At 60.8% G+C, this 19,194-nt stretch carries 22 protein-coding genes; 14 read left to right on the top strand and 8 right to left on the bottom strand.

Annotation, left to right across the window (positions count from 1 at the left end; all coding sequences use genetic code 11):
- Positions 1-11: 11 nt before the first annotated feature.
- A complete protein-coding gene (locus NGJ21_RS15125; protein WP_251962325.1) occupies positions 12-977 on the top strand; it encodes a carbohydrate kinase family protein in 966 nt (321 codons plus the stop codon).
- A 7-nt stretch (positions 978-984) separates the two neighbouring features.
- Here the strand turns inward: NGJ21_RS15125 and NGJ21_RS15120 are convergent, their stop codons facing one another.
- Complete coding sequence (locus tag NGJ21_RS15120; RefSeq protein WP_115275212.1) at positions 985-2,058, bottom strand: aldo/keto reductase; 1,074 nt, start codon at positions 2,056-2,058, stop codon at positions 985-987.
- Positions 2,059-2,487: 429 nt separating this feature from the next.
- On the opposite strand from NGJ21_RS15120, the gene katB reads away from it, so the two are divergent.
- Together katB and NGJ21_RS15110 are read left to right on the top strand one after the other, a co-directional pair.
- Positions 2,488-4,029, top strand: a complete 1,542-nt coding sequence (gene katB / locus NGJ21_RS15115; RefSeq protein ID WP_204917662.1) for a catalase KatB — start codon at positions 2,488-2,490, stop codon at positions 4,027-4,029.
- Positions 4,030-4,085: 56 nt separating this feature from the next.
- Positions 4,086-4,646 (top strand): ankyrin repeat domain-containing protein, encoded by a 561-nt coding sequence (locus NGJ21_RS15110; RefSeq protein ID WP_251962404.1) that lies wholly within the window; start codon positions 4,086-4,088, stop codon positions 4,644-4,646.
- 167 nt (positions 4,647-4,813) lie between these two features.
- On the opposite strand, the gene NGJ21_RS15105 is transcribed toward NGJ21_RS15110, so the two are convergent.
- A complete protein-coding gene (locus tag NGJ21_RS15105) occupies positions 4,814-5,998 on the bottom strand; it encodes a LysR family transcriptional regulator (protein WP_174141711.1) in 1,185 nt (394 codons plus the stop codon).
- Between the two features lie 118 nt (positions 5,999-6,116).
- Here NGJ21_RS15105 and galB point away from each other — a divergent pair, with 118 nt between their 5' ends.
- The 7 genes from galB to NGJ21_RS15070 all read left to right on the top strand — a co-directional run bounded on the left by galB (position 6,117) and on the right by NGJ21_RS15070 (position 11,822).
- The gene (gene galB / locus NGJ21_RS15100) at positions 6,117-6,893 is read left to right on the top strand and encodes a 4-oxalmesaconate hydratase (protein ID WP_251962324.1); all 777 of its coding nucleotides are present in this window, start codon (positions 6,117-6,119) and stop codon (positions 6,891-6,893) included.
- Entirely contained in the window at positions 6,890-7,606 is a 717-nt protein-coding gene (locus tag NGJ21_RS15095) for a 4-carboxy-4-hydroxy-2-oxoadipate aldolase/oxaloacetate decarboxylase (protein ID WP_251962323.1), read from the top strand. The genes galB and NGJ21_RS15095 overlap by 4 nt, the downstream gene beginning before the upstream one ends.
- A gap of 2 nt (positions 7,607-7,608) precedes the next feature.
- Positions 7,609-8,694, top strand: coding sequence for a 4-oxalomesaconate tautomerase (locus NGJ21_RS15090; protein WP_251962322.1), 1,086 nt, complete (start codon positions 7,609-7,611; stop codon positions 8,692-8,694).
- Entirely contained in the window at positions 8,678-8,917 is a 240-nt protein-coding gene (locus NGJ21_RS15085; RefSeq protein WP_147405249.1) for a hypothetical protein, read from the top strand. Before NGJ21_RS15090 ends, NGJ21_RS15085 begins: the two co-directional genes overlap by 17 nt.
- A gap of 74 nt (positions 8,918-8,991) precedes the next feature.
- Positions 8,992-10,515 (top strand): Fic family protein, encoded by a 1,524-nt coding sequence (locus tag NGJ21_RS15080; RefSeq protein WP_251962321.1) that lies wholly within the window; start codon positions 8,992-8,994, stop codon positions 10,513-10,515.
- 24 nt (positions 10,516-10,539) lie between these two features.
- Complete coding sequence (locus tag NGJ21_RS15075) at positions 10,540-11,364, top strand: AraC family transcriptional regulator (RefSeq protein WP_251962320.1); 825 nt, start codon at positions 10,540-10,542, stop codon at positions 11,362-11,364.
- 71 nt (positions 11,365-11,435) lie between these two features.
- Positions 11,436-11,822 (top strand): cupin domain-containing protein, encoded by a 387-nt coding sequence (locus NGJ21_RS15070; RefSeq protein WP_046787094.1) that lies wholly within the window; start codon positions 11,436-11,438, stop codon positions 11,820-11,822.
- A gap of 36 nt (positions 11,823-11,858) precedes the next feature.
- Here NGJ21_RS15070 and NGJ21_RS15065 read toward each other — a convergent pair whose 3' ends face one another.
- The 5 genes from NGJ21_RS15065 to NGJ21_RS15045 form a co-directional block, all read right to left on the bottom strand.
- Positions 11,859-12,317 (bottom strand): DUF3429 domain-containing protein, encoded by a 459-nt coding sequence (locus NGJ21_RS15065; RefSeq protein WP_251962319.1) that lies wholly within the window; start codon positions 12,315-12,317, stop codon positions 11,859-11,861.
- Between the two features lie 35 nt (positions 12,318-12,352).
- On the bottom strand, positions 12,353-12,913 hold the full coding sequence (gene folE, locus NGJ21_RS15060) for a GTP cyclohydrolase I FolE (protein ID WP_012313911.1): 561 nt from the start codon (positions 12,911-12,913) through the stop codon (positions 12,353-12,355).
- Positions 12,898-13,311 (bottom strand): thiol-disulfide oxidoreductase DCC family protein, encoded by a 414-nt coding sequence (locus NGJ21_RS15055; protein ID WP_046787331.1) that lies wholly within the window; start codon positions 13,309-13,311, stop codon positions 12,898-12,900. The genes folE and NGJ21_RS15055 overlap by 16 nt, the downstream gene beginning before the upstream one ends.
- Positions 13,312-13,430: 119 nt before the next feature.
- Positions 13,431-14,432: an NADP-dependent oxidoreductase gene (locus tag NGJ21_RS15050; protein ID WP_251962318.1), complete on the bottom strand. Its 1,002-nt coding sequence runs from the start codon at positions 14,430-14,432 to the stop codon at positions 13,431-13,433.
- Between the two features lie 63 nt (positions 14,433-14,495).
- The gene (locus tag NGJ21_RS15045) at positions 14,496-15,335 is read right to left on the bottom strand and encodes an alpha/beta fold hydrolase (RefSeq protein WP_039601373.1); all 840 of its coding nucleotides are present in this window, start codon (positions 15,333-15,335) and stop codon (positions 14,496-14,498) included.
- A 129-nt stretch (positions 15,336-15,464) separates the two neighbouring features.
- Here NGJ21_RS15045 and NGJ21_RS15040 point away from each other — a divergent pair, with 129 nt between their 5' ends.
- Positions 15,465-16,019, top strand: coding sequence for a TetR/AcrR family transcriptional regulator (locus NGJ21_RS15040; RefSeq protein WP_237860508.1), 555 nt, complete (start codon positions 15,465-15,467; stop codon positions 16,017-16,019).
- A 144-nt stretch (positions 16,020-16,163) separates the two neighbouring features.
- On the opposite strand, the gene NGJ21_RS15035 is transcribed toward NGJ21_RS15040, so the two are convergent.
- Positions 16,164-16,772, bottom strand: a complete 609-nt coding sequence (locus tag NGJ21_RS15035) for a MarR family winged helix-turn-helix transcriptional regulator (protein WP_251962317.1) — start codon at positions 16,770-16,772, stop codon at positions 16,164-16,166.
- A 130-nt stretch (positions 16,773-16,902) separates the two neighbouring features.
- Here NGJ21_RS15035 and NGJ21_RS15030 point away from each other — a divergent pair, with 130 nt between their 5' ends.
- From NGJ21_RS15030 to NGJ21_RS15020, 3 genes are read left to right on the top strand one after another with little or no spacing between them, the layout of a single operon-like run.
- Positions 16,903-17,331, top strand: coding sequence for a RidA family protein (locus NGJ21_RS15030; RefSeq protein ID WP_115275225.1), 429 nt, complete (start codon positions 16,903-16,905; stop codon positions 17,329-17,331).
- Between the two features lie 28 nt (positions 17,332-17,359).
- Positions 17,360-18,277 carry a DODA-type extradiol aromatic ring-opening family dioxygenase gene (locus tag NGJ21_RS15025; RefSeq protein ID WP_251962316.1) on the top strand — a complete coding sequence of 306 codons (918 nt, stop codon included), beginning with the start codon at positions 17,360-17,362 and terminating at the stop codon, positions 18,275-18,277.
- 38 nt (positions 18,278-18,315) lie between these two features.
- Positions 18,316-19,134, top strand: a complete 819-nt coding sequence (locus NGJ21_RS15020; RefSeq protein ID WP_046787099.1) for a DODA-type extradiol aromatic ring-opening family dioxygenase — start codon at positions 18,316-18,318, stop codon at positions 19,132-19,134.
- Positions 19,135-19,194: the final 60 nt, after the last annotated feature.

Below are 19,194 nucleotides of genomic sequence, written 5' to 3'. Positions count from 1 at the left end.
GGGAGAACTTCATGTATCTGGTATGTGGCGAGGCGTTGTTCGATGTCTTCAGCCTGGCAAACAGCCCGCGCACCTCAGAGCTGGGCTTTAGCGCAATTGCTGGCGGCTCGCCGTTCAACGTCGCCATCGGCCTGCGCAGGCTGGGCGTTGCCGCTGGCTTTTTCGGCGGGTTGTCCAGCGACCACCTCGGCGCGCGCCTGCGCCGGGTACTGGAGGAAGAAGGCGTGAATTGCCAGCACCTGGTGACCAGCGATGCACCGACCACCCTGGCCATGGTCGGCCTGGATGCAAACGGCTCGGCGCAGTACCAGTTCCGCGGCGAAGGCTGCGCCGACCGGCAGGTGCGGCTTGAGCATCTGCCGGTACTGGATGAGCGCGTACGCGGGCTGCACGTTGGGTCATACACACTGGTGGTGACACCCGTGGCCGACACGTTGCTGGCACTGGTGGAACGCGAACGTGACCAGCGGCTGATCAGCCTGGACCCGAACGTACGCCTGAATCCGCAGCCTGATGTGGCGCTGTGGCGCAGGCGCGTTGAAGCGTTTGCCGCGCATGCACATTTGATCAAGGCCAGCGAGGAAGACCTGCAGGTGCTGTACCCGGGGCGCGACACTGGCGAGGTAGCCCGTGGCTGGTTGAACGAGCGCTGCCGGCTGGTGTTCGTGACCCACGGGGCTGAGGGTGCCAGCGTGCATTGTGCGCACGGGTCGTGGCACCGGCCGGCGGACAGCTCACTGCCGCTTCGCGACACCGTGGGGGCAGGGGATACGTTCCAGGCGGCCGTGCTGGCCTGCCTGGTTCGGCTGGGTGCGGACAGCCCGATGGGTGTGGCGATGCTGGCGCGCGACACGGTCGATGCGATGCTGGCCTACGCCATTGGGGCGGCGGCGGTGACCTGTTCCAGGGCCGGGCCGGACCTGCCGTTTGAAAGCGAGCTTTCCTGCATGCCACAGGCCAGCGGTACATCGGGCTGATTGCGGATCAGGGTTTGTGCTGCTTCATCGTTTGCCGATGCAGGGCAATGAACGGCGCCTCCGCCGGGTCGATGCGGTCCATTTTCGCCGCGATGCGATGCCAGTACGGATACTGCGGCGCGATCCGCGTCACCCGCTCGATCTGCTCAAGGTCCTGGCCTGTCAGCACCAGCTCCACCGCCTGCAGGTTGTCGTGCAACTGCTCGGCGGTGCGCCCCGCCGTGATGACACTGGTGATGCCTGGTCGGTCCTTGAGCCAGGCCAGGCACACCCGCGCCGGTGAGCAGCCATGCCGGCGCCCAACCTCGATCAGCGCCTCGATGATGTCGTAGGCCCGCTCCTTGTCGTGCACGTAGGGTTCCGGCCAATCATTGCCCTGTCGCGTGCCGGCCGGCGTCTGTTGCCCGCGCCGCACCTTGCCGGTCAGCAAGCCCTCCCCCAGCGGCCCCCACACCAGCGTGGCAAGGCCCTGGTCGAGTGCCATCGGCAGCAGTTCGTACTCCGCTTCACGAGCTTCGGGGGTGTAGTAGATCTGCTGGGAAACCGGCTGCTGCCAACCGTTGAGCCGAGCACTGCCGAGGGTTTTCATCATCTGCCAGGCGGTGTAGTTGGACGTGCCGAAGTAACGCACCTTGCCGCTTTGCACCAAGTGCTCAAGGGCGGCCAAGGTCTCTTCCACAGGCGTGATGCCGTCCCAGTTGTGGATCTGATAGAGGTCGATATGGTCGGTGCCCAAGCGCTTGAGGCTGGCCTCGCAGGCACGGATCAGGTGATAGCGCGAGGCGCCGCTGTCGTTGGGGTTGTCCCCCATCGGGCTGCGCGCCTTGGTGGCGAGGATGACCGACTGGCGCCGCTCACCCAGCGCCTGGCCGACGATTTCTTCGGCCAGGCCGTGGGAGTACAGGTCTGCCGTGTCGACCAGGTTGACCCCGGCGTCGAAGGCCATGTCGAACATGCGCCGGGCCAGTGCCACGTCCACGCTGCCGGTTTTCTCGAATGCGCCACGCCCGCCGAACGGGACCGTGCCGACCACCAGTTCAGAAACCAGCAGGCCAGTGTTGCCGAGTGCGCGGTACTTCATGGGTAGTGCCTCCAAATGCGAACGACTTGGAAGTACCGACGGGATGGATTGCTGAAACGTTCAATCTGATTGGTTACCTGCGGGGTGGGCGGCGAAGCGTTTCAGGGCTGCTGCGCAGCCCATCGCCGGCAAGCCGACTCCTACACGGACCGCGCAGTTCAGGAGGCCTGCGCTGGACTGTGGGAGCTGGCTTGCCGGCGATGGGCCGCAAAGCGGGCCCAAATCGCTTAACGTCCAGGATTCACTCAGCGCCAGACGGGATACCGGGGCCGACGTACCGTCAGCTCTCATCTAGCAAAAAATGCATAAAAAGCTGCATTGAAATTGCCAATCGTGCTGATGCGCAGGATCAATTTAGGGGGGCATCCCACGCTCATTATCCTCTGCGGGCGCATTCAAAACGCCCGATTGAGCCTATGGAGCTTCTCGATGACCCCTGTGCTAAAGCATTTCCAACCCGGCCGCCTGCTGGTTGCAGCAAGCCTGGCCGCCAGCCTGCTGACGATGTCCGTCCAGGCCGCGACCCTGACCCGCGACAGCGGTGCACCGGTTGGTGACAACCAGAATTCGCAAACGGCTGGCGCCAACGGCGCGGTGCTGCTGCAAGACGCCAACCTGCTGCAGAAGCTGCAGCGCTTCGACCGCGAACGCATTCCAGAGCGGGTGGTGCACGCCCGTGGTACCGGGGTGCACGGTGAGTTCACCGCCAGCGCCGACATCAGCGACCTGAGCATCGCCAAAGTCTTCCGCCCAGGTGAGAAAACGCCGGTGTTCGTGCGCTTTTCTGCCGTGGTGCACGGCAACCACTCGCCCGAAACCCTGCGTGACCCACGCGGCTTCGCCACCAAGTTCTACACCGCAGACGGCAACTGGGACCTGGTAGGCAACAACTTCCCGACCTTCTTCATCCGCGACGCCATCAAGTTCCCGGACATGGTGCACGCGTTCAAGCCTGACCCACGCACCAACCTCGATGACGACTCCCGCCGCTTCGACTTCTTCTCCCACGTACCAGAAGCCACCCGTACCTTGACCCTGCTGTACTCCAACGAGGGTACCCCGGCCAGCTACCGCGAAATGGACGGCAACAGCGTGCACGCCTACAAGCTGGTCAACAGCGAAGGCCAAGTGCACTACGTGAAGTTCCACTGGAAGAGCCTGCAAGGCCAGAAGAACCTTGACCCCAAACAAGTCGAGCAGGTCCAGGGCCGTGATTACAGCCACATGACCAACGACCTGGTCAGCGCGATCAAGGACGGCAAGTTCCCCAAATGGGACCTGTACATCCAGGTGCTCAAGCCCGAAGACCTGGCCACGTTCGACTTCGACCCGCTCGATGCCACCAAGATCTGGCCGAACGTGCCAGAGCGCAAGATCGGCCAGATGGTGTTGAACCGCAACGTCGACAACTTCTTCCAGGAAACCGAGCAAGTCGCCATGGCGCCGTCCAACCTGGTGCCGGGTATCGAACCGTCTGAAGACCGCCTGCTGCAAGGCCGCCTGTTCGCCTATGCCGACACCCAGATGTACCGCATTGGCGCCAACGGCCTGGGCTTGCCGGTCAACCAGCCGCGCCTCCCGGTCAATAACGTCAACCAGGATGGCCAGGCCAACGCGGGCCACACCACCACGGGGGTCAACTACCAGCCAAGCCGCCTGCAGCCGCGTGAAGAACAGGCCAGCGCCCGCTATGTGCCGACCCCGCTGGTGGGCAGCACCCAGCAGGCGAAGATCCAGCGCGAGCAAAACTTCAAGCAGACTGGCGAGCTGTTCCGCTCCTACAGCAAGAAGGAACAGACCGACCTGATCAACAGCCTGGGCCAGGCCCTGGCAGTGACCGACGAGCAAAGCCGCTACATCATGCTGTCGTTCTTCTACAAGGCCGATAGCGACTACGGTGCAGGCCTGGCCAAAGTGGCCAAGGCAGACCTCAAGCGCGTTCAGCAGCTGGCAGCGAAGCTGCAGGACTGAGTGCCATGACTGAGCGGGCCGACGGCCCGCTCTTCGTTTATACGCAGGTAAACACCATGCACAAATGGATGATGGCAGCCGTGTGTGGCTTGCTGATTCTCACCGCCCAGGCACAAGAGCCGCTGCCGCCCCAAGGGCAAGACACCAACACCGAGCAGCGGTTGCGCGACTACTTCTTCGGGGCCGCACGCCGCGGGGATGAAGCAATGCTCAAGACATTCATCCAGGCGGGCTACAACCTGGATACCCCTGATGAAAAGGGCTACACCGGCCTTATTCTGGCGGCCTACCACGGCCAGCAAGTAGCCGTGGAACAACTGCTGGCGGCCGGCGCCGACCCATGCGCCCAGGACAAGCGGGGCAACACAGCACTGATGGGGGCGATATTCAAAGGCGAGGTGCGCATTGCCAGGCGGCTGATCGACGCCACGTGCAACCCTGACCAGCGCAATGGCGCGGGACAGACCGCCGCCATGTATGCGGCCATGTTTCAGCGCAAGGAATTGCTCGACGCGCTGACCACCCATGGCGCCGATATCGAAGCAACAGATGCACTGGGCAACAGCGTGCAAAGCCTGCAACAGGGTGAGCTCAACGGCGTATCGACGCAACGCTGAGGGCTGCGCATTCTGCAATGCCACCTGCCAGCACACCGCCAGGGAGCTGCGATAAGAAAATTGGATATTGCGTAAGATAATTCCGCTACTCGGTCGCCGGGAAAGCGCCAAACTGACCGACGTCGCCCGTTGAGCGCGCTCCAGGCCCCCAGTCCGGCTCAGGCATGCTAGGTGATCACCTGGCGGATACAAGCCATCAGCGCGGCCGCCGCCGGTGACTGCAGGCAGCCACTGCGCTGCATGAGGCCGATGGCGCGGGCAGTACCGGGCAGTGCCAGCGGCAGGCGTTGCAGCTCGCCGCTGGCAATCTCGTAAGCCAACTGGTGCGCAGACACCGCCGCCAGCATGTCTGAACGCACCAGCAGGCCACGGATAACCGCCAGATCAGCGCTTTCCACCACCGGCCACGGTGCTGCCAAACCAGCGGCGGCGAAGCAGTTGTCGAGCAGCCCGCGCGCCGGCGAACCGGCCCGCGGCAACACCCAGCGCGCCTGGTGCACGCCCTTGAGCGTCAGGTGTGTGTGCAGCAACGGGTGCCCCCGGCGGGCCAGCAGCACCATTTCCTCGTTGATGAGCGGCTCGCCCACCAGGTCGCTGGCATAGTCGTGAGGCCGCAAGGCGCCCAGCACGAAGTCCACATCCCCCACCCGCAATTCGGTTGCTAGCAGGTCGAACGGGCTTTCGTTGGTCACCACCCGGACCTGTGGATGCTGGGCGGTAAAACGCAAAATGGCCTCCGGCAGAATGCGCGAGCGGCCCAACGGCAACGCGCCGACATGCACCACACCGCGCAGGGTGCCTTGCATCGCACTCAGGTCACTGTCCATGTGGCGTAACTCGTTCAGCGCCCGGCGGATGGGGAAAAGAATGTCCCGGCTGGCCACAGTGGGCTGCAGGCCGCGCGACGTGCGCACGAACAAGGGCTGCCCGCACCCGCCTTCGAGCACTTTCAACGCAGCACTGACGGCCGGCTGGCTAAGGCCGAAGTGCCGCGCCACGGTTTGCATGTGCCGTGTTTCACAGAGTTTCACGAACACCTGCAGGCGCCGCGCCTGAAACAGATACAGGGGCTCGCCCTGCGCGGTGCCCAGCAACCCCGGCACACCGTCCAGTTCCGCCAGCACCCGCTGTGCACGCGGCAGCAGGCACTCGCCATAGTCGGTCAGGCGCATGCCATTGGCATGGCGCTCGAACAGCGGGACAGCGAACCGTGCCTCCAGCTCGGCGATGGCCCGGGTGACCACGGACTGAGCACGGAACAACACCTGCGTCGCCCGCGAAACGCTGCCCAACTCGGCGACCCGGATGAACGCACGTACTTGCATCAGGTTGGGCAGTTCGACGTCGATCATAAGGCTTCCCCGGCGCTCGGCTCGTGACTGGGGCGACTATGCCCCTACCCCGCTTGCCAGGCAATAAATAAAACGCATAGCCGTTGCAAGTGAACGCATTAGTGCAGTGCGCAGGCCGATGACATCCTGCGTCACCCCCCACTGCAGGAGCCTACGAACAATGAATACCCCACAAAAAGCCGCCCTGGTGGTCAGTGCACATTCGGCCGACTTTGTCTGGCGTGCCGGTGGCGCCATTGCGCTGCACGCTGAGCAAGGCTATGCCATGCACGTGGTTTGCCTGTCGTTCGGTGAGCGTGGCGAGTCTGCCAAGCTGTGGCGCAAGGGTGAAATGACCGAAGCCAAGGTCAAGGACGCACGCCGTGAGGAAGCCATGGCAGCAGCCGAAATCCTCGGCGCCAGCGTGGAATTCTTCGATATCGGCGACTACCCGATGCGCGCCGACAAGGACACCCTGTTCCGCCTGGCCGATGTGTATCGCCGGGTACAACCGGAGTTCGTGCTCAGCCATTCGTTGAAAGACCCCTACAACTACGACCACCCGCTGGCCATGAACCTGGCCCAGGAAGCCCGCATCATCGCCCAGGCCGAAGGCTACAAGCCGGGCGAGAAGATCGTTGGCGCACCGCCCGTGTACGCCTTTGAGCCGCACCAGCCCGAGCAGTGCGAATGGCGCCCGGACACCTTCCTGGACATCACCCCGGTGTGGGACAAAAAGTATGCCGCCATCCAGTGCATGGCCGGCCAGGAACACCTCTGGGAGTACTACACCCGCGTGGCCCTGCAGCGCGGCGTGCAGGCCAAGCGTAACGTGGGCATCACCAGCGCACGCAACATCGTCTACGCCGAAGGCCTGCAGAGCGTGTTCCCACGGGTGACGGAGAACCTGGCATGAGCGGGCTGATCGGCAAGGCCGGCATCGTGGTACGTAATATCCCGCGCGTCGAGCAGGAACTGATCGACGCCTTGGGCCGGCTGGGCGTGGCCACGGTGCATGAGGCCCAGGGTCGCAAAGGGCTGCTCAATACCGCCGTGCGCCCCATCCAGCAAGGTGTGGCAGTGGCCGGCAGCGCGGTTACCGTGCTGGTAGCCCCTGGCGACAACTGGATGTTCCATGTGGCCGTGGAGCAGTGCCGGCCGGGCGATGTACTGGTGGTGGCGCCCAGCTCGCCGTGCAGCGATGGCTATTTCGGCGACCTGCTGGCGACCTCACTGCAGGCCCGCGGCGTGCGCGGCCTGGTGATCGACGCAGGCGTGCGCGACAGCCAGACCCTGCGCGACATGGGCTTTGCCGTGTGGTCGCGCGCCATCAACGCCCAAGGCACGGTGAAGGAAGTGCTGGGGTCGGTGAACCTGCCGCTGCTGTGCGCCGGGCAGCTCGTCAATGCCGGCGACATCGTGGTTGCCGATGACGACGGCGTCGTGGTGGTGCGCCATGGCGAAGCCCAGGCGGTACTCGAAGCCGCCACCCAACGCGCCGACCTGGAAGAGCGCAAACGCCTGCGCCTGGCCGCCGGCGAGCTTGGCCTGGACATTTACGAGATGCGCCCGCGCCTGGCGGCGAAGGGCCTGCGTTATGTCGAGCACCTCACTGACCTGGAAGGTTGAACATGGGCCAGACCCGCATACCTTGCCTGCTGATGCGTGGCGGCACCTCCAAGGGTGCCTATTTTCTGCATGACGACCTGCCCGCCCCTGGCCCGCTGCGTGACCGCGTGCTGTTGGCGGTGATGGGCTCGCCCGATGCCCGGCAGATCGACGGGATTGGCGGCGCCGACTCGCTCACCAGCAAAGTCGCCATCATCCGCGCCTCGCAGCGCGAGGACGCCGACGTCGACTACCTGTTCGCGCAGGTGGTGGTGGGCGAAGCGCGGGTGGACTACGGGCAGAACTGCGGCAACATCCTGGCCGGCGTCGGGCCCTTCGCCATCGAGCGCGGCCTGGTGGCCGCCAGCGGCGCGAGCACACCGGTGCGTATATTCATGGAAAACACCGGGCAGCTCGCCGTGGCCCAGGTGCCGACCACCGATGGCCAGGTGGAGTATGCCGGCGATACCCGTATCGATGGCGTGCCGGGCCGGGCGGCGGCGCTGGTGGTGACGTTTGCCGACGTGGCCGGGGCCAGTTGCGGAGCGCTGCTGCCCACCGGCAACAGCCGCGACCGGGTCGATGGGGTGGAAGTGACCTGCATCGACAACGGCATGCCGGTTGTGCTGCTGCGTGCCGAAGACCTTGGCGTGACCGGCTACGAGCCGTGCGAAACGCTGGATGCCGACAGTGCACTGAAAACGCGCCTGGAAGCCATCCGCCTGCAACTGGGCCCACGCATGAACCTGGGTGATGTCAGCCAGCGCAATGTGCCAAAGATGTGCCTGCTGTCGGCACCGCGCAACGGCGGCACGGTCAATACCCGCTCGTTCATTCCGCACCGTTGCCATGCGTCCATCGGGGTGTTTGGCGCGGTGAGTGTCGCCACGGCCTGTTTGATCGAAGGGTCGGTTGCACAGGGGCTTGCCAGCACGTGCGGCGGTGATATCCAGCGTTTGGCGGTGGAGCATCCTAGCGGCGAATTTACAGTGGAGATCAGCTTGGAACGTGGCGTGATCACGGGGTGCGGGTTGGTGAGGACGGCGCGTTTGCTGTTTGATGGAGTTGTGTGTGTTGGTCGGGATGTATGGGGTGGGCCGCAGCAGTGATTGCCACAGTTTCTTCAGCACCCTTGAAGTCAAGCGCCGCCCGCGCGGCGCATCAAAAACTCAAGAAAAAAACTGCTTCGGTTGCAAAACTGAAGATTTTCGCATCCTCGGCAAGAAAATATCGCCACACTGGTCAGAACTGAAGAAAAACCCAAGCACAGATTTCGAACGTTGCGAGCCCACCTCACATGCCCTGTGGAAAGTGAAGAAAAAAACGGCATAATCGCGAAATCTGAAGATTTTGTGAGCTGACTTAAAAAAAACACAGCGCTCACGCCCAAACTGAAGGAAAGGTACATGCGGGCAGCGGGATATTCGCTACTACTCGATAGGCTGCAGATCTCTGCGGTCGCACTCAAGCGCCCTGCGATCGTACAACCGGTCACCCGGATTGAAAAAATCGGGAACACGCTCGCGGTGCCCCATCGAATGGCGCCCGCAGAGGACGACCTGCTTGGGAATGTGCTTTTTGCGCTCAAGCATGAAGGTATCAACCTTTCAATTCTCGCCCAGGCTCTGCCACAGATCCCTGCTGAACGTTTTTCGCAAGCGCTGGAAGCATCACCCAATGGTGTTTATATCCGTAAGGCCTGCTATCTCCGGGAAGCCTTCACCGGTGAAGACATTGAGCAGCCTTCACCTGTACGCGGCGGCTTCGCTCAGCTATTCGACCCAGAACAGTACATTACGCGACCAGGTGAGCGAAATTCGAAGTGGCGGGTGGAGTTCAACGGACTCGGAGATCTGACTTACTGCGCGACCGTAGAGCGCACTGCGCAAGTTACAGAGCTTCTCGAGCATGACATTCTCGGCAAGGCGAAGAACTTCATCGGTTCACTCCCTCCGCTGATGATGGACAGGGCTATCAACTGGGCGTATCTGCACGAGACCCAGGACTCGTTTGCAATCGAGAAGGAAGCCCCAACCGAAGATAAATCCCGCCGCTTCATCAAGCTCTTGCGCCAGGCCCATGAACGCCACCCACTGACTGAGGATTATCTGGTTACTTTACAGAACGCCACTGTGGCAAACCCTCTGGACCTTGCGGCGGCATTTCGACACGAACAGAACCACCTTAGCAATGGCATGCATGGAGCAGCCGGGGTGACCTATGTACCCCCTCCCCCGGGCCTGTGCCGCGAGTTGATGGAAAGCCTGATACGCTTCGCCAATGAAGGCCCTACCCAAATCGATCCGCTTGTAGCGGCAAGCATCATTTCATTTGGGTTCGTGTTCCTCCACCCGTTCATGGATGGGAACGGGCGCTTGTCGCGCTTTTTGATCCACCAGGCTCTTTGCCATTCCGGGGCGCTTGAAAACGGCCTGTTGCTTCCAGTTTCGGTTGCGATGAAACGCGAAGAGCGCCTGTATCTGGAGACACTTCAAGGATACTCCGGGCCCGTGCGTGAATACTGGCAAGTGCACTGGATCGATCACGAGCAGTTTACATTTGAGTTCATCGGCGCTGACGCGATCTATCGATTCTGGGATGCAACGCAGTGCGTTGTATTCACCTGCCTGATGGCAAAGCGGGCGCTAGAGGTCGAGCTGCGCGATGAGACGGCCTTTCTGGAAAACTATGACGCCGTCTACAGGGCCGTAGATGAGCGATTCGATGTTCGCGGCAGCGACCTCGCAAACCTGGTGATGATGTGCCTGAGCAATGGCGGGAGCGTGTCGAACAATCGGCGTAAGCAGTACCTGTACAGGGTCCCCGAGGCAGTGTTCGACTATATCGAACAGACGGCGCAACAGGTGCTTGCCGCCCAGCGCTCAGCCGCTCAGCCGCAACAGGGCGCAGAGCCACAGACGGATGCATAGTGTTGGGTCGCAGAGCGTCTATTCATGGAACGAAAAGCAAGCCGCGCAGCCACCCCCGACTGGGTCATCCGTAGCGCTCACCCTGGCAGTGTGGAGCGGATCGAAGCGTGGTTCGGTAGCCATGGCTATGACCCTCACCGTCACGACACATACTCGATCGGCCGCACCCTCGCCGGGGTGCAGAGCTTTCACTACAAAGGGGCGCTGTGCCACGGCCTACCGGGTAATACGCTGGTCCTGCACCCTGACGAAGTGCACGACGGCATGGCCGGGACTGAAGCGGGCTTTCGCTACCGCATGGCCTACATCGACCCGGCACTGATCCAGAACGTGCTCGGCGGTGAGCCGTTGCCCTTCATTGCTGGCGGGCTGTCCAGCGACCCGCGCCTGTACCGCGCCAGTGAAGCCTTCGTGCAGGCACTGGACCACCCGCTGGAAACGCTGGAGGAACAGGACGCCGTGTACGACCTGGCGATGGCGTTGCGTGCGGTGGGCGGTAAGCCACGCGGCCGCAAACGCCTGGATTACCGCGCGGCCGAGCGCGCCAGGGCATTCATCATGGAGCACCTCCACCTGGGCATCACCCTGCAGATGCTGGAGCAGGCCAGCGGCCGCGAACAATGGAGCCTGTCCCGCGACTTTCGCGCCCTCTACGGCACCAGCCCCTATCGCTTTGTGACCCTGCGACGCCTGGACACTGTGCGCAGGCTGATGCTCGATGGCTTCACCTTGGTTGATGCAGCCCTGGCGGCAGGCTTTCACGACCAGAGCCACATGACACGCCACTTCACACGTAGCTATGGCGTGCCACCGTTGCGCTGGCTGGAGCGCTTGCGACCTGCCCGCTGACGTGCAGGATCGTACAAGAACGCCTTGTGTAGGTTCGATAGGCTGGCCACTTCAACCCATGAGGATCCGCCATGTCCAACTCCAACCCGCAACTTGCAACATGCCCTGTAAACCTTGCCCAGAAAGCTTCGCTGATCGACCAGCAGTGGAGCCCGAGAGTGGTCGCCGAAATGAACGACTACCAGTTCAAGGTTGTGCGAATAGAAGGTGAATTCATCTGGCATTCACACCCGGAAACCGACGAAGCGTTTCTTGTGCTCGAAGGCACCTTGCGCATCGATTTACCGGAGGGCTGCGTTTATGTGAACCCAGGCGAGTTGTATGTGGTGCCCCGTGGGGTGGAGCACAGGACAGCGGCGCAGGGAGAAGCAAAACTGATGATGATCGAGCCGCGAGGCGTTCTGAATACCGGCCATGAAGGTGGGGAGCGCACCGCTGTGAACGACGTCTGGATATGAGCGCTGGAAATCACTCATCAAGGAGTGCTTCTGGTTTCAAAAATCCATTGCTATCGCAAGTGCACTGATCAGCAAACAGAGGCTTGCGACAGCCGTCAAATGGACTCGCATCGGCATAAACCACCCAGGAACAGCTTGCGCCAGTTGGCGATCCTGCCAAAGATGACCGATAAAACCAAAGGTCAACACCAAACAACCCAATGGCACAGGTAGCAGCGTGCCAACCCAACCGATAAGGGCCGGTATTACGCTCCACACGAGTCGCTCGCGACGCTGCTTGGCGAGCAAACCCTCTAACGTCATGGCGAAACCCCAGTGCAGAGCGCCGACGAAGCTCAATATCACAGCGCCATAGCTGACCAGCATGATCGAGGCAAAACCCCGGTATTCAGCAAAAAAAACAATGAGCAGCGTCAAGCCAACAAAGGGCAGCAAGCCACCGTAACCCAGCACCGCAAAGCGGCTTGAAGGTAAAGCAGCAGTAACTGAGCTCATTTGGACACCCCTTCGCGACGGCTCAACATCGGATTTCAATTGTGTCGGCCAATGAGGTTGAGGAATTCGTGGCGAGTCGAAGCGGAGTCGCGAAACTCGCCTAACATCACCGATGAAATCATCACCGAGTTCTGCTTCTCTACACCGCGCATCATCATGCACATGTGCTTGGCTTCAATCACAACCGCAACCCCTGCAGCATCCGTGACTTCCTGAATGGCATACGCAATTTGCCGCGTCAGGTTTTCCTGTATCTGTAAACGACGGGCAAACATGTCAACAACGCGCGCGACCTTGGAAAGCCCCAATACGCGCCCTGTTGGCAGGTACGCGACATGAGCTTTACCAATGAATGGCAACATGTGGTGTTCGCACAACGAGTAGAGTTCTATGTCACGAACGACGATCATTTCATCGTTTTGACTCTCGAACAAAGCGCCGTTCACTACCTCTTGAAGATTCTGGCCATACCCGTTGCACAAGTACTGCATCGCTTTGGCCGCACGCTTGGGCGTTTCCAGGAGCCCTTCGCGCTGCGGGTTTTCACCAACGCCGACGAGGATTTCATGATAGTGCTCGGCTAACGAATGTGACATTTGGACTCCTCACCGCTACAGCGGTGCCCGCCATCGGGATGTGGTAGCCAGGCCAGGTGTGGCCTCAAACGGCAGAACAGCCTGTAGAAAACTGAAAACAGGGGGCGTAACGGGCGCCAGGACAGTGGCGCGACCCACCCTCCCACATCGGCAGCCCGCCAACTCCACAAGGTTGCGTCCAAGCCTGTGACCCAGTGCCCGTTCGCGAACCTTGCATGCAGGCATGACCTCAGTTGCTCAACCGTCAAACTCAATGCCTCTGCATCGAAATCATCAGCACTGATGTCAACCAGAATGAGCTTTGCCTCGGTCGATTTCCTGCGCAGGAACGCGATCTCTCTGGCGCACAAAGGGCAGGCGCCATCGAAGTACAGCGTCAGGGGCCACTTACAATACATGTACAACCTCTCATCTTTGTACAGGTTTTTGTATAAGTTAGCCGAAACCAGGAAAATCGCAATACAGCCGTACACCTGGCTGTCGCACGCCGCTGTCACTGACCTTTGTGCTCAGGTGATCACTTCACCTTCACCACGACCTTACCTTTGGCTCTACCTTCGGCCACGTATGCCAGTGCATCAGCTGTCGAGCCCAACGCGAAGGCGCGATCCATCACGGGCTTTATGACCCCGGCTTCAACCAGCCTGGCCAGCTCAGCCAGTTGCGCACCACTCGCCCTCATGAACAGAAACTTGTAGTTGACGCCCTTGTGCTCCGACTTTTTCCTGATCCCTCGGCTGATCAAGCGAACGACCTGCCTGAACAGCCAGGAAAGGCGAAGCTGTTCTGCGAACTCTGGGGTGGGTGGGCCTGAGATGGAAATCAACTGACCACCCGGCTTCAATACATGGAGAGATTTTTCGAGAACGTCACCGCCCAGTCCGCTGAGCACGACATCGTAATCACTCAGCTGCGACTCGAAGCGCTGCGTCTTGTAATCGATCACCACGTCCGCACCCAGCGCCTTGACCCACGACACGTTGCCGGTACTCGTGGTTGTGGCGACGAATGCTCCCAGGTGCTTGGCGACCTGAATGGCGATGCTACCGACGCCACCGGAGCCGGCCTGGATCAGAACCTTCTGGCCCGGTTGAACCTTGGCCATTTCCGCCAACGCCTGCCAGGCCGTGAGAGCCACCAATGGCAGCGAGGCCGCTTCTTCCATGTTCAGGTTGGCAGGCTTGAGTGAAACAGCAGATTCGCTGACCGCCACGAACTCGGCGAAGCCACCCATACGCGCCTGGTCTACCCGTGCGTAGACTTCGTCCCCTATCCGGAAACGACTGACTTTCCCTCCGACACGTTTCACAGTGCCAGCAACATCGTTACCCAGGATCAGAGGCATCTTGAACGGCAGGACCAGCTTGAACTCGCCCTTCCTGATTTTGATATCGAGGACGTTCACGCTTGCGGCATGAACCTCAACCAGAACGTCGAAATCATCCACCCGGGGCTCTGGAACTTCAGTGATATCACCAACGACGTCTTTGCCGTAGCGATCGATCAGAAACGCTTTCATGTTCTTAAAATTCCAAAAATATAGACGTGCCCGATGGGCTGGGTCATCGGGCAAGGTGCTGCCTTACTCTTCCAGGAACTGAAGGGCGTGTTTCAGGAAGCGCTCAGGGAACTGGAAGTGCGCGGCGTGACCGGAGTCGGGGTAGATCAGCAACTGGGCATCTGGAATGTTCTGTACCAGGTGCCACGAATTGATCGAAGGGATCATGACGTCGTCGACGCCATTGACCACCAAGGTAGGCTGCTTGATTTCGCTGAGGTAAGAAAAGCGGTTCTCACCCTGTGCCGACTGGACATAGGCTGCAAATGCAGCGCCCTGAGCCATTGCGACCTCAACCGAGCTTGGGGTGTCCTGATCGGCACGCTGGTTGCGCCGTTCCCAGAACGCCAGGCCCGCTTTCCTGGCAGCTTCCGAGCGACCGAAGAAGAGGAACAGGAAGTTCTCGATGGTGGGGACGGGGTTCGAAGCGGCCTCTCTCACACCCTCTGCCATGCTCGGATCACCACCGCGCAGGCCGGTGCCGAGCAGCACAAGCTTGCGCACCAACCCAGGGTGACGCAGTGCCACTTCCTGAACCTGCAAGCCACCGATGGAGAAACCGAGCAGGTCGACCTGCGTCAGCCCCAAGGCCTTGATGGCTGCTGCAATGTCATCCGCCATTTGCTCAATGGTGGTGGCCGGAGTGCCCGACGATGAAGCCACACCTCTACCGTTGAGCAGGATCACTTCGCGCCCCGCCGCCAGACCATCAGTGATGATCGGATCCCAGTGGTCGAGCCCGCCACGGAAATGGGCGATGAAGACCAGCGGCACACCAGAAGGGTTGCCCCAGCGGCGGTAGGTGAACGTGTCGCCGCCTACTTCAACTGTGCGGGTCGGAACGGTGAGATGGGTATGGCTCATGACGGTTTGCTCTTTCAGTGGAAGATACGACATAATGATGATGATCGTAATCTAAACCGTCAACGCCTTTGATGATGAACATCATCAATGTATGCTATTGGTTGGCTTGATAGCAGAGAGAGCAACGAAATGAAGGTCACAAAGGCCCAGGCACAAGCTAACCGAGCGCATATCGTGGAAACGTCTTCCAGGCTGTTTCGCGAGCGCGGCTATGACGGCGTCGGTGTTGCAGACCTCATGGCTGCCGCCGGCTTCACCCATGGCGGGTTTTACAAGCACTTCAAGTCCAAGGCAGATTTGATGGGCGAAGCAGCCACTTGCGGGATCAACAAGACGGTCGAGCAGATGCAGGGCATCCAGCTGGCCGACTTCGTCAAGTTCTACCTGTCCCGCGAGCACCGCGATGAGAAAGGCAAAGGTTGCACGCTAGCGGCGCTGGGCGCAGACGCTGCACGCCAGCCCAATGAGATCAAAGCTGCTTACGGCGCTGGGATCGAAGAATTGCTGGAGGTTTTACAAGGCAAAAATGAAGAGCCTGGCGCAAGCCGTGCTGAAATCATCGATACCTTCGCACATGCCCTCGGCGCCTTGGTTCTGTCTCGCGCCTGCCCGGACGACTCTCCACTGGCTGATGAGGTGCTCAGCGTTTGTCGTGAGAAGATTCTGGGCAAGCTGGGGTCCTGAGGCTGTTGCGGACTCCATGCCATTTCGATCCGATTGTTCACCACCCTCTGGCTGGCGACGGGCGTCGAGCGATTGCCGTAGCGGTCTCCAAGGCCGCCCCTGAGGTTGCAAGGCACCTCAGGTACTAGGTGAACCTGGGGCGGCTCACGCCTCCTCAGGCGAGACAATCAGCTTCAGGCACTTCAGGAACAGCGGCCGGTATTCATCAGGCAACCGTTCCAGCAATTTCCTTTCCACTTCAGCATCACGCGGCAGTACGCGCTCCAGCAGTTCAGCGCCTTCATTGCCCAAATACAACTGGTACGCACGCTGGTCGCTCTTGGCGCTGGTGCGCACCAGCATGCCGCTGGCGCACAGCCTCTTGACCATTTCGGCAACAGTGTTGCGATCCATGAACAAATGGCCGGCCAGTGCGTTCTGGGTCAGGCCGGGGTGCTGCGACACCACAATCAATGCGGCTTTCTGTCTGGGGGTGATCGACTCTCCGGCGAACGCTGTGTTGAACCGTTCCTCCGCCATGAAGTGAGCCCGCCGCAGCAGGTGGGAAACGATGTCTTCAAGGTGAAATTGATCGACAAGCGCCTGGCTTTGCGGGGAGAGTTTTGCGGGAGAAGGCGTGCGTATGGGCGGCATTGGTTGTCCGGTCATTCCTTGCGGGTTGCGATCCTTGGGATCGATGACTGTGTACGTGCACGTACTATTTATCTGGCAAATCAGCCAGTTAAGTATTGGCGCTTCGCCAGGAGGATTCAAGCCTGAGCAAAATGCCAGTGCACGTACGATTTTAGCCGAGGAATTGTCCTACAAATCGATTGACAGCATCTCTTTCCAGCCATAGGATTTATCTCGTTTAGGACGTATACGTACTTAAAGAGAACAAAAAATGTCTTCCTCGACCTCTGCGGCAACACATAGCGCGTGGACCCCCCTGATCAGCCGGACGCTACCCGCACCGCATTTTGCTTACAGCCCCGTGGTATCGGCAGGTGGCTTCATCCACGTTTCTGGCATGGTTGGGCTCGACCCAGCCCATGGCGGCCTGGTGGTTGGCGGCATGGCCGCAGAAGTTAGGCAGATCCTGGCCAACCTCAAAGGCCTGTGCAATGAATTGGGAATAGCCCTGGAGCAATTGATGCTGGCGCGGATCTACTGCGCCGACTTTGGCCAATTCGGCCTGATCAATCAGCACTGGGAGGCGTTTTTCCAGGGTGCGACCCCTCCTGCACGTACCAGTGTAGGGGTAACGGCGCTTCCGCTGGGTGCGCTGGTCGAGATGGAATTCCAATTCGCGGTCGATCCTTCACTGCCCTGATACAAACAATAAAACCAGGAGAAGCCACATGGCAAACGGTGAAATTATCAGCGGGTTTCTGGCCCCCCACCCACCCCATATCCTCTATGCAGAAAACCCTGTGCAGAACGAGCCGCGTGCCAAGGGGGGCTGGGAACAATTGCGCTGGGCCTACGAACGGGCGCGCGCGAGTGTCGAGGCGCTCAAGCCGGATGTGCTGTTGGTGCATTCGCCACACTGGATTACCTCTGTGGGACACCACTTCATTGGGGTCGAGCACCTGGCCGGCCGCTCGGTCGACCCCATATTCCCCAACCTGTTCCGCTTCGACTACTCGATAAAGTTCGATGTGGAACTGGCCGAGGTTTGCTGCGAAGAAGGACGCAAGGTGGGCCTGCAGACCAAGATGATGCGCAACCCGCGATTTCGCGTCGACTACGGCACTATCACCACGCTGCACATGATCCGCCCGCAGTGGGACATCCCGGTGGTATCGGTTTCGGCCAACAACACGCCGTATTACCTGAGCATGGAAGAAGGCCAGGTGGAGATGGATCTACTGGGCAAGGCCACCCGCGAAGCAATCATCAAGTCTGGCAAACGCGCGGTGCTGCTGGCCTCCAATACCCTGTCGCATTGGCACTTCCACCAAGAGCCAGAGCCACCGGAAGACATGACCAAGGAGCATCCGCAGAGCCAGCTGGGTTACCAGTGGGACATGCGCATGATTGACCTCATGCGCCGCGGGGAGATGAAAGAAGTGTTCCGCCTGCTGCCGCAGTTCATTGACGAGGCCTTCGCCGAACTGAAGTCCGGCGCGTTCACCTGGATGCACGCAGCCATGCAGTACCCGGAATTGGCGGCGCAACTGCACGGCTACGGGACGGTGATCGGCACCGGCAACGCGGTGATGGAGTGGAACCTCGTCAAGGCCGGCCTCGCTCGTGCCGCGACCCAAGCCATCTGAACGCTTCAATCCCGTCTTATTTCTCAGGTGAAACGACCATGACTGTTGTATCGGCCTTCCTGGTTCCTGGCAGCCCACTGCCCCAGCTGTGCCCCGACGTGCCCAACTGGCAGCGTTTTCAGCGTGCAATGCAACAGGCAGGTGTCGCGTTGAAGGCCTCTGAGCCGGACGTGGTGCTTGTCTACTCCACCCAGTGGTTCGCAGTGCTGGATGAAATCTGGCTGACCCGTCGACGCAGCCAAGACATTCACGTCGACGAAAACTGGCACGAATTCGGTGAGCTGCCCTATGACCTTTACAGCGATGTGACGCTGGCCAACGCCTGCATCGAAGCATGCCGTGCCCAAGGCGTGAATGCCCGTGGCGCTGACTACCAAGGCTTCCCGATTGACACTGGCACGATCGTCGCTAGCACCGCACTGGGTGTGGGCACTGAAGGGCTGCCACTGGTGGTGGCGTCCAACAATCTCTATGACAACGCCCAAGCCACCGAAAAACTGGCGGCGATCGCCGTGGCCTGCGCTGCCGGGCAGGGCAAGCGTGTGGCAGTGGTGGGGGTTGGCGGCTTGTCCGGCAGCCTGTTCACCAAGCCAATCGACCCCTGCGACGACCGCATCGTACACACCGAGGAAGATGCCTGGAATCGTCAGGTGCTGGCGCTGATTGAGACCGGTGACGTCGATGGGCTGCGGGAGGCGCTGCCCACCTACGCTGCACAGGCCCGAGTCGATATGGGCTTCAAGCATTTCCATTGGCTGCTCGGTGCGCTAGGCGGGCGCTTCCAGGGAGCCAAGGTTCATCACTACGGCGCGTTGTATGGCAGTGGTGCCGCCGTGGTGCAGTTTTACCCCTGTTGACTTGTATGCAGCAGCGCAGCCGCTAGCGCTGCCCTGCCAAGTGCGCCGACCCGGCGGTAG

The organism is Pseudomonas sp. Marseille-Q5299, from assembly GCF_943737035.1.
Classification (GTDB): Bacteria; Pseudomonadota; Gammaproteobacteria; order Pseudomonadales; family Pseudomonadaceae; genus Aquipseudomonas; species Aquipseudomonas putida_E.
The sequence above is the reverse complement of the archived record's forward strand: the minus strand, read 5'-3'. Positions and strand labels throughout refer to the sequence as shown.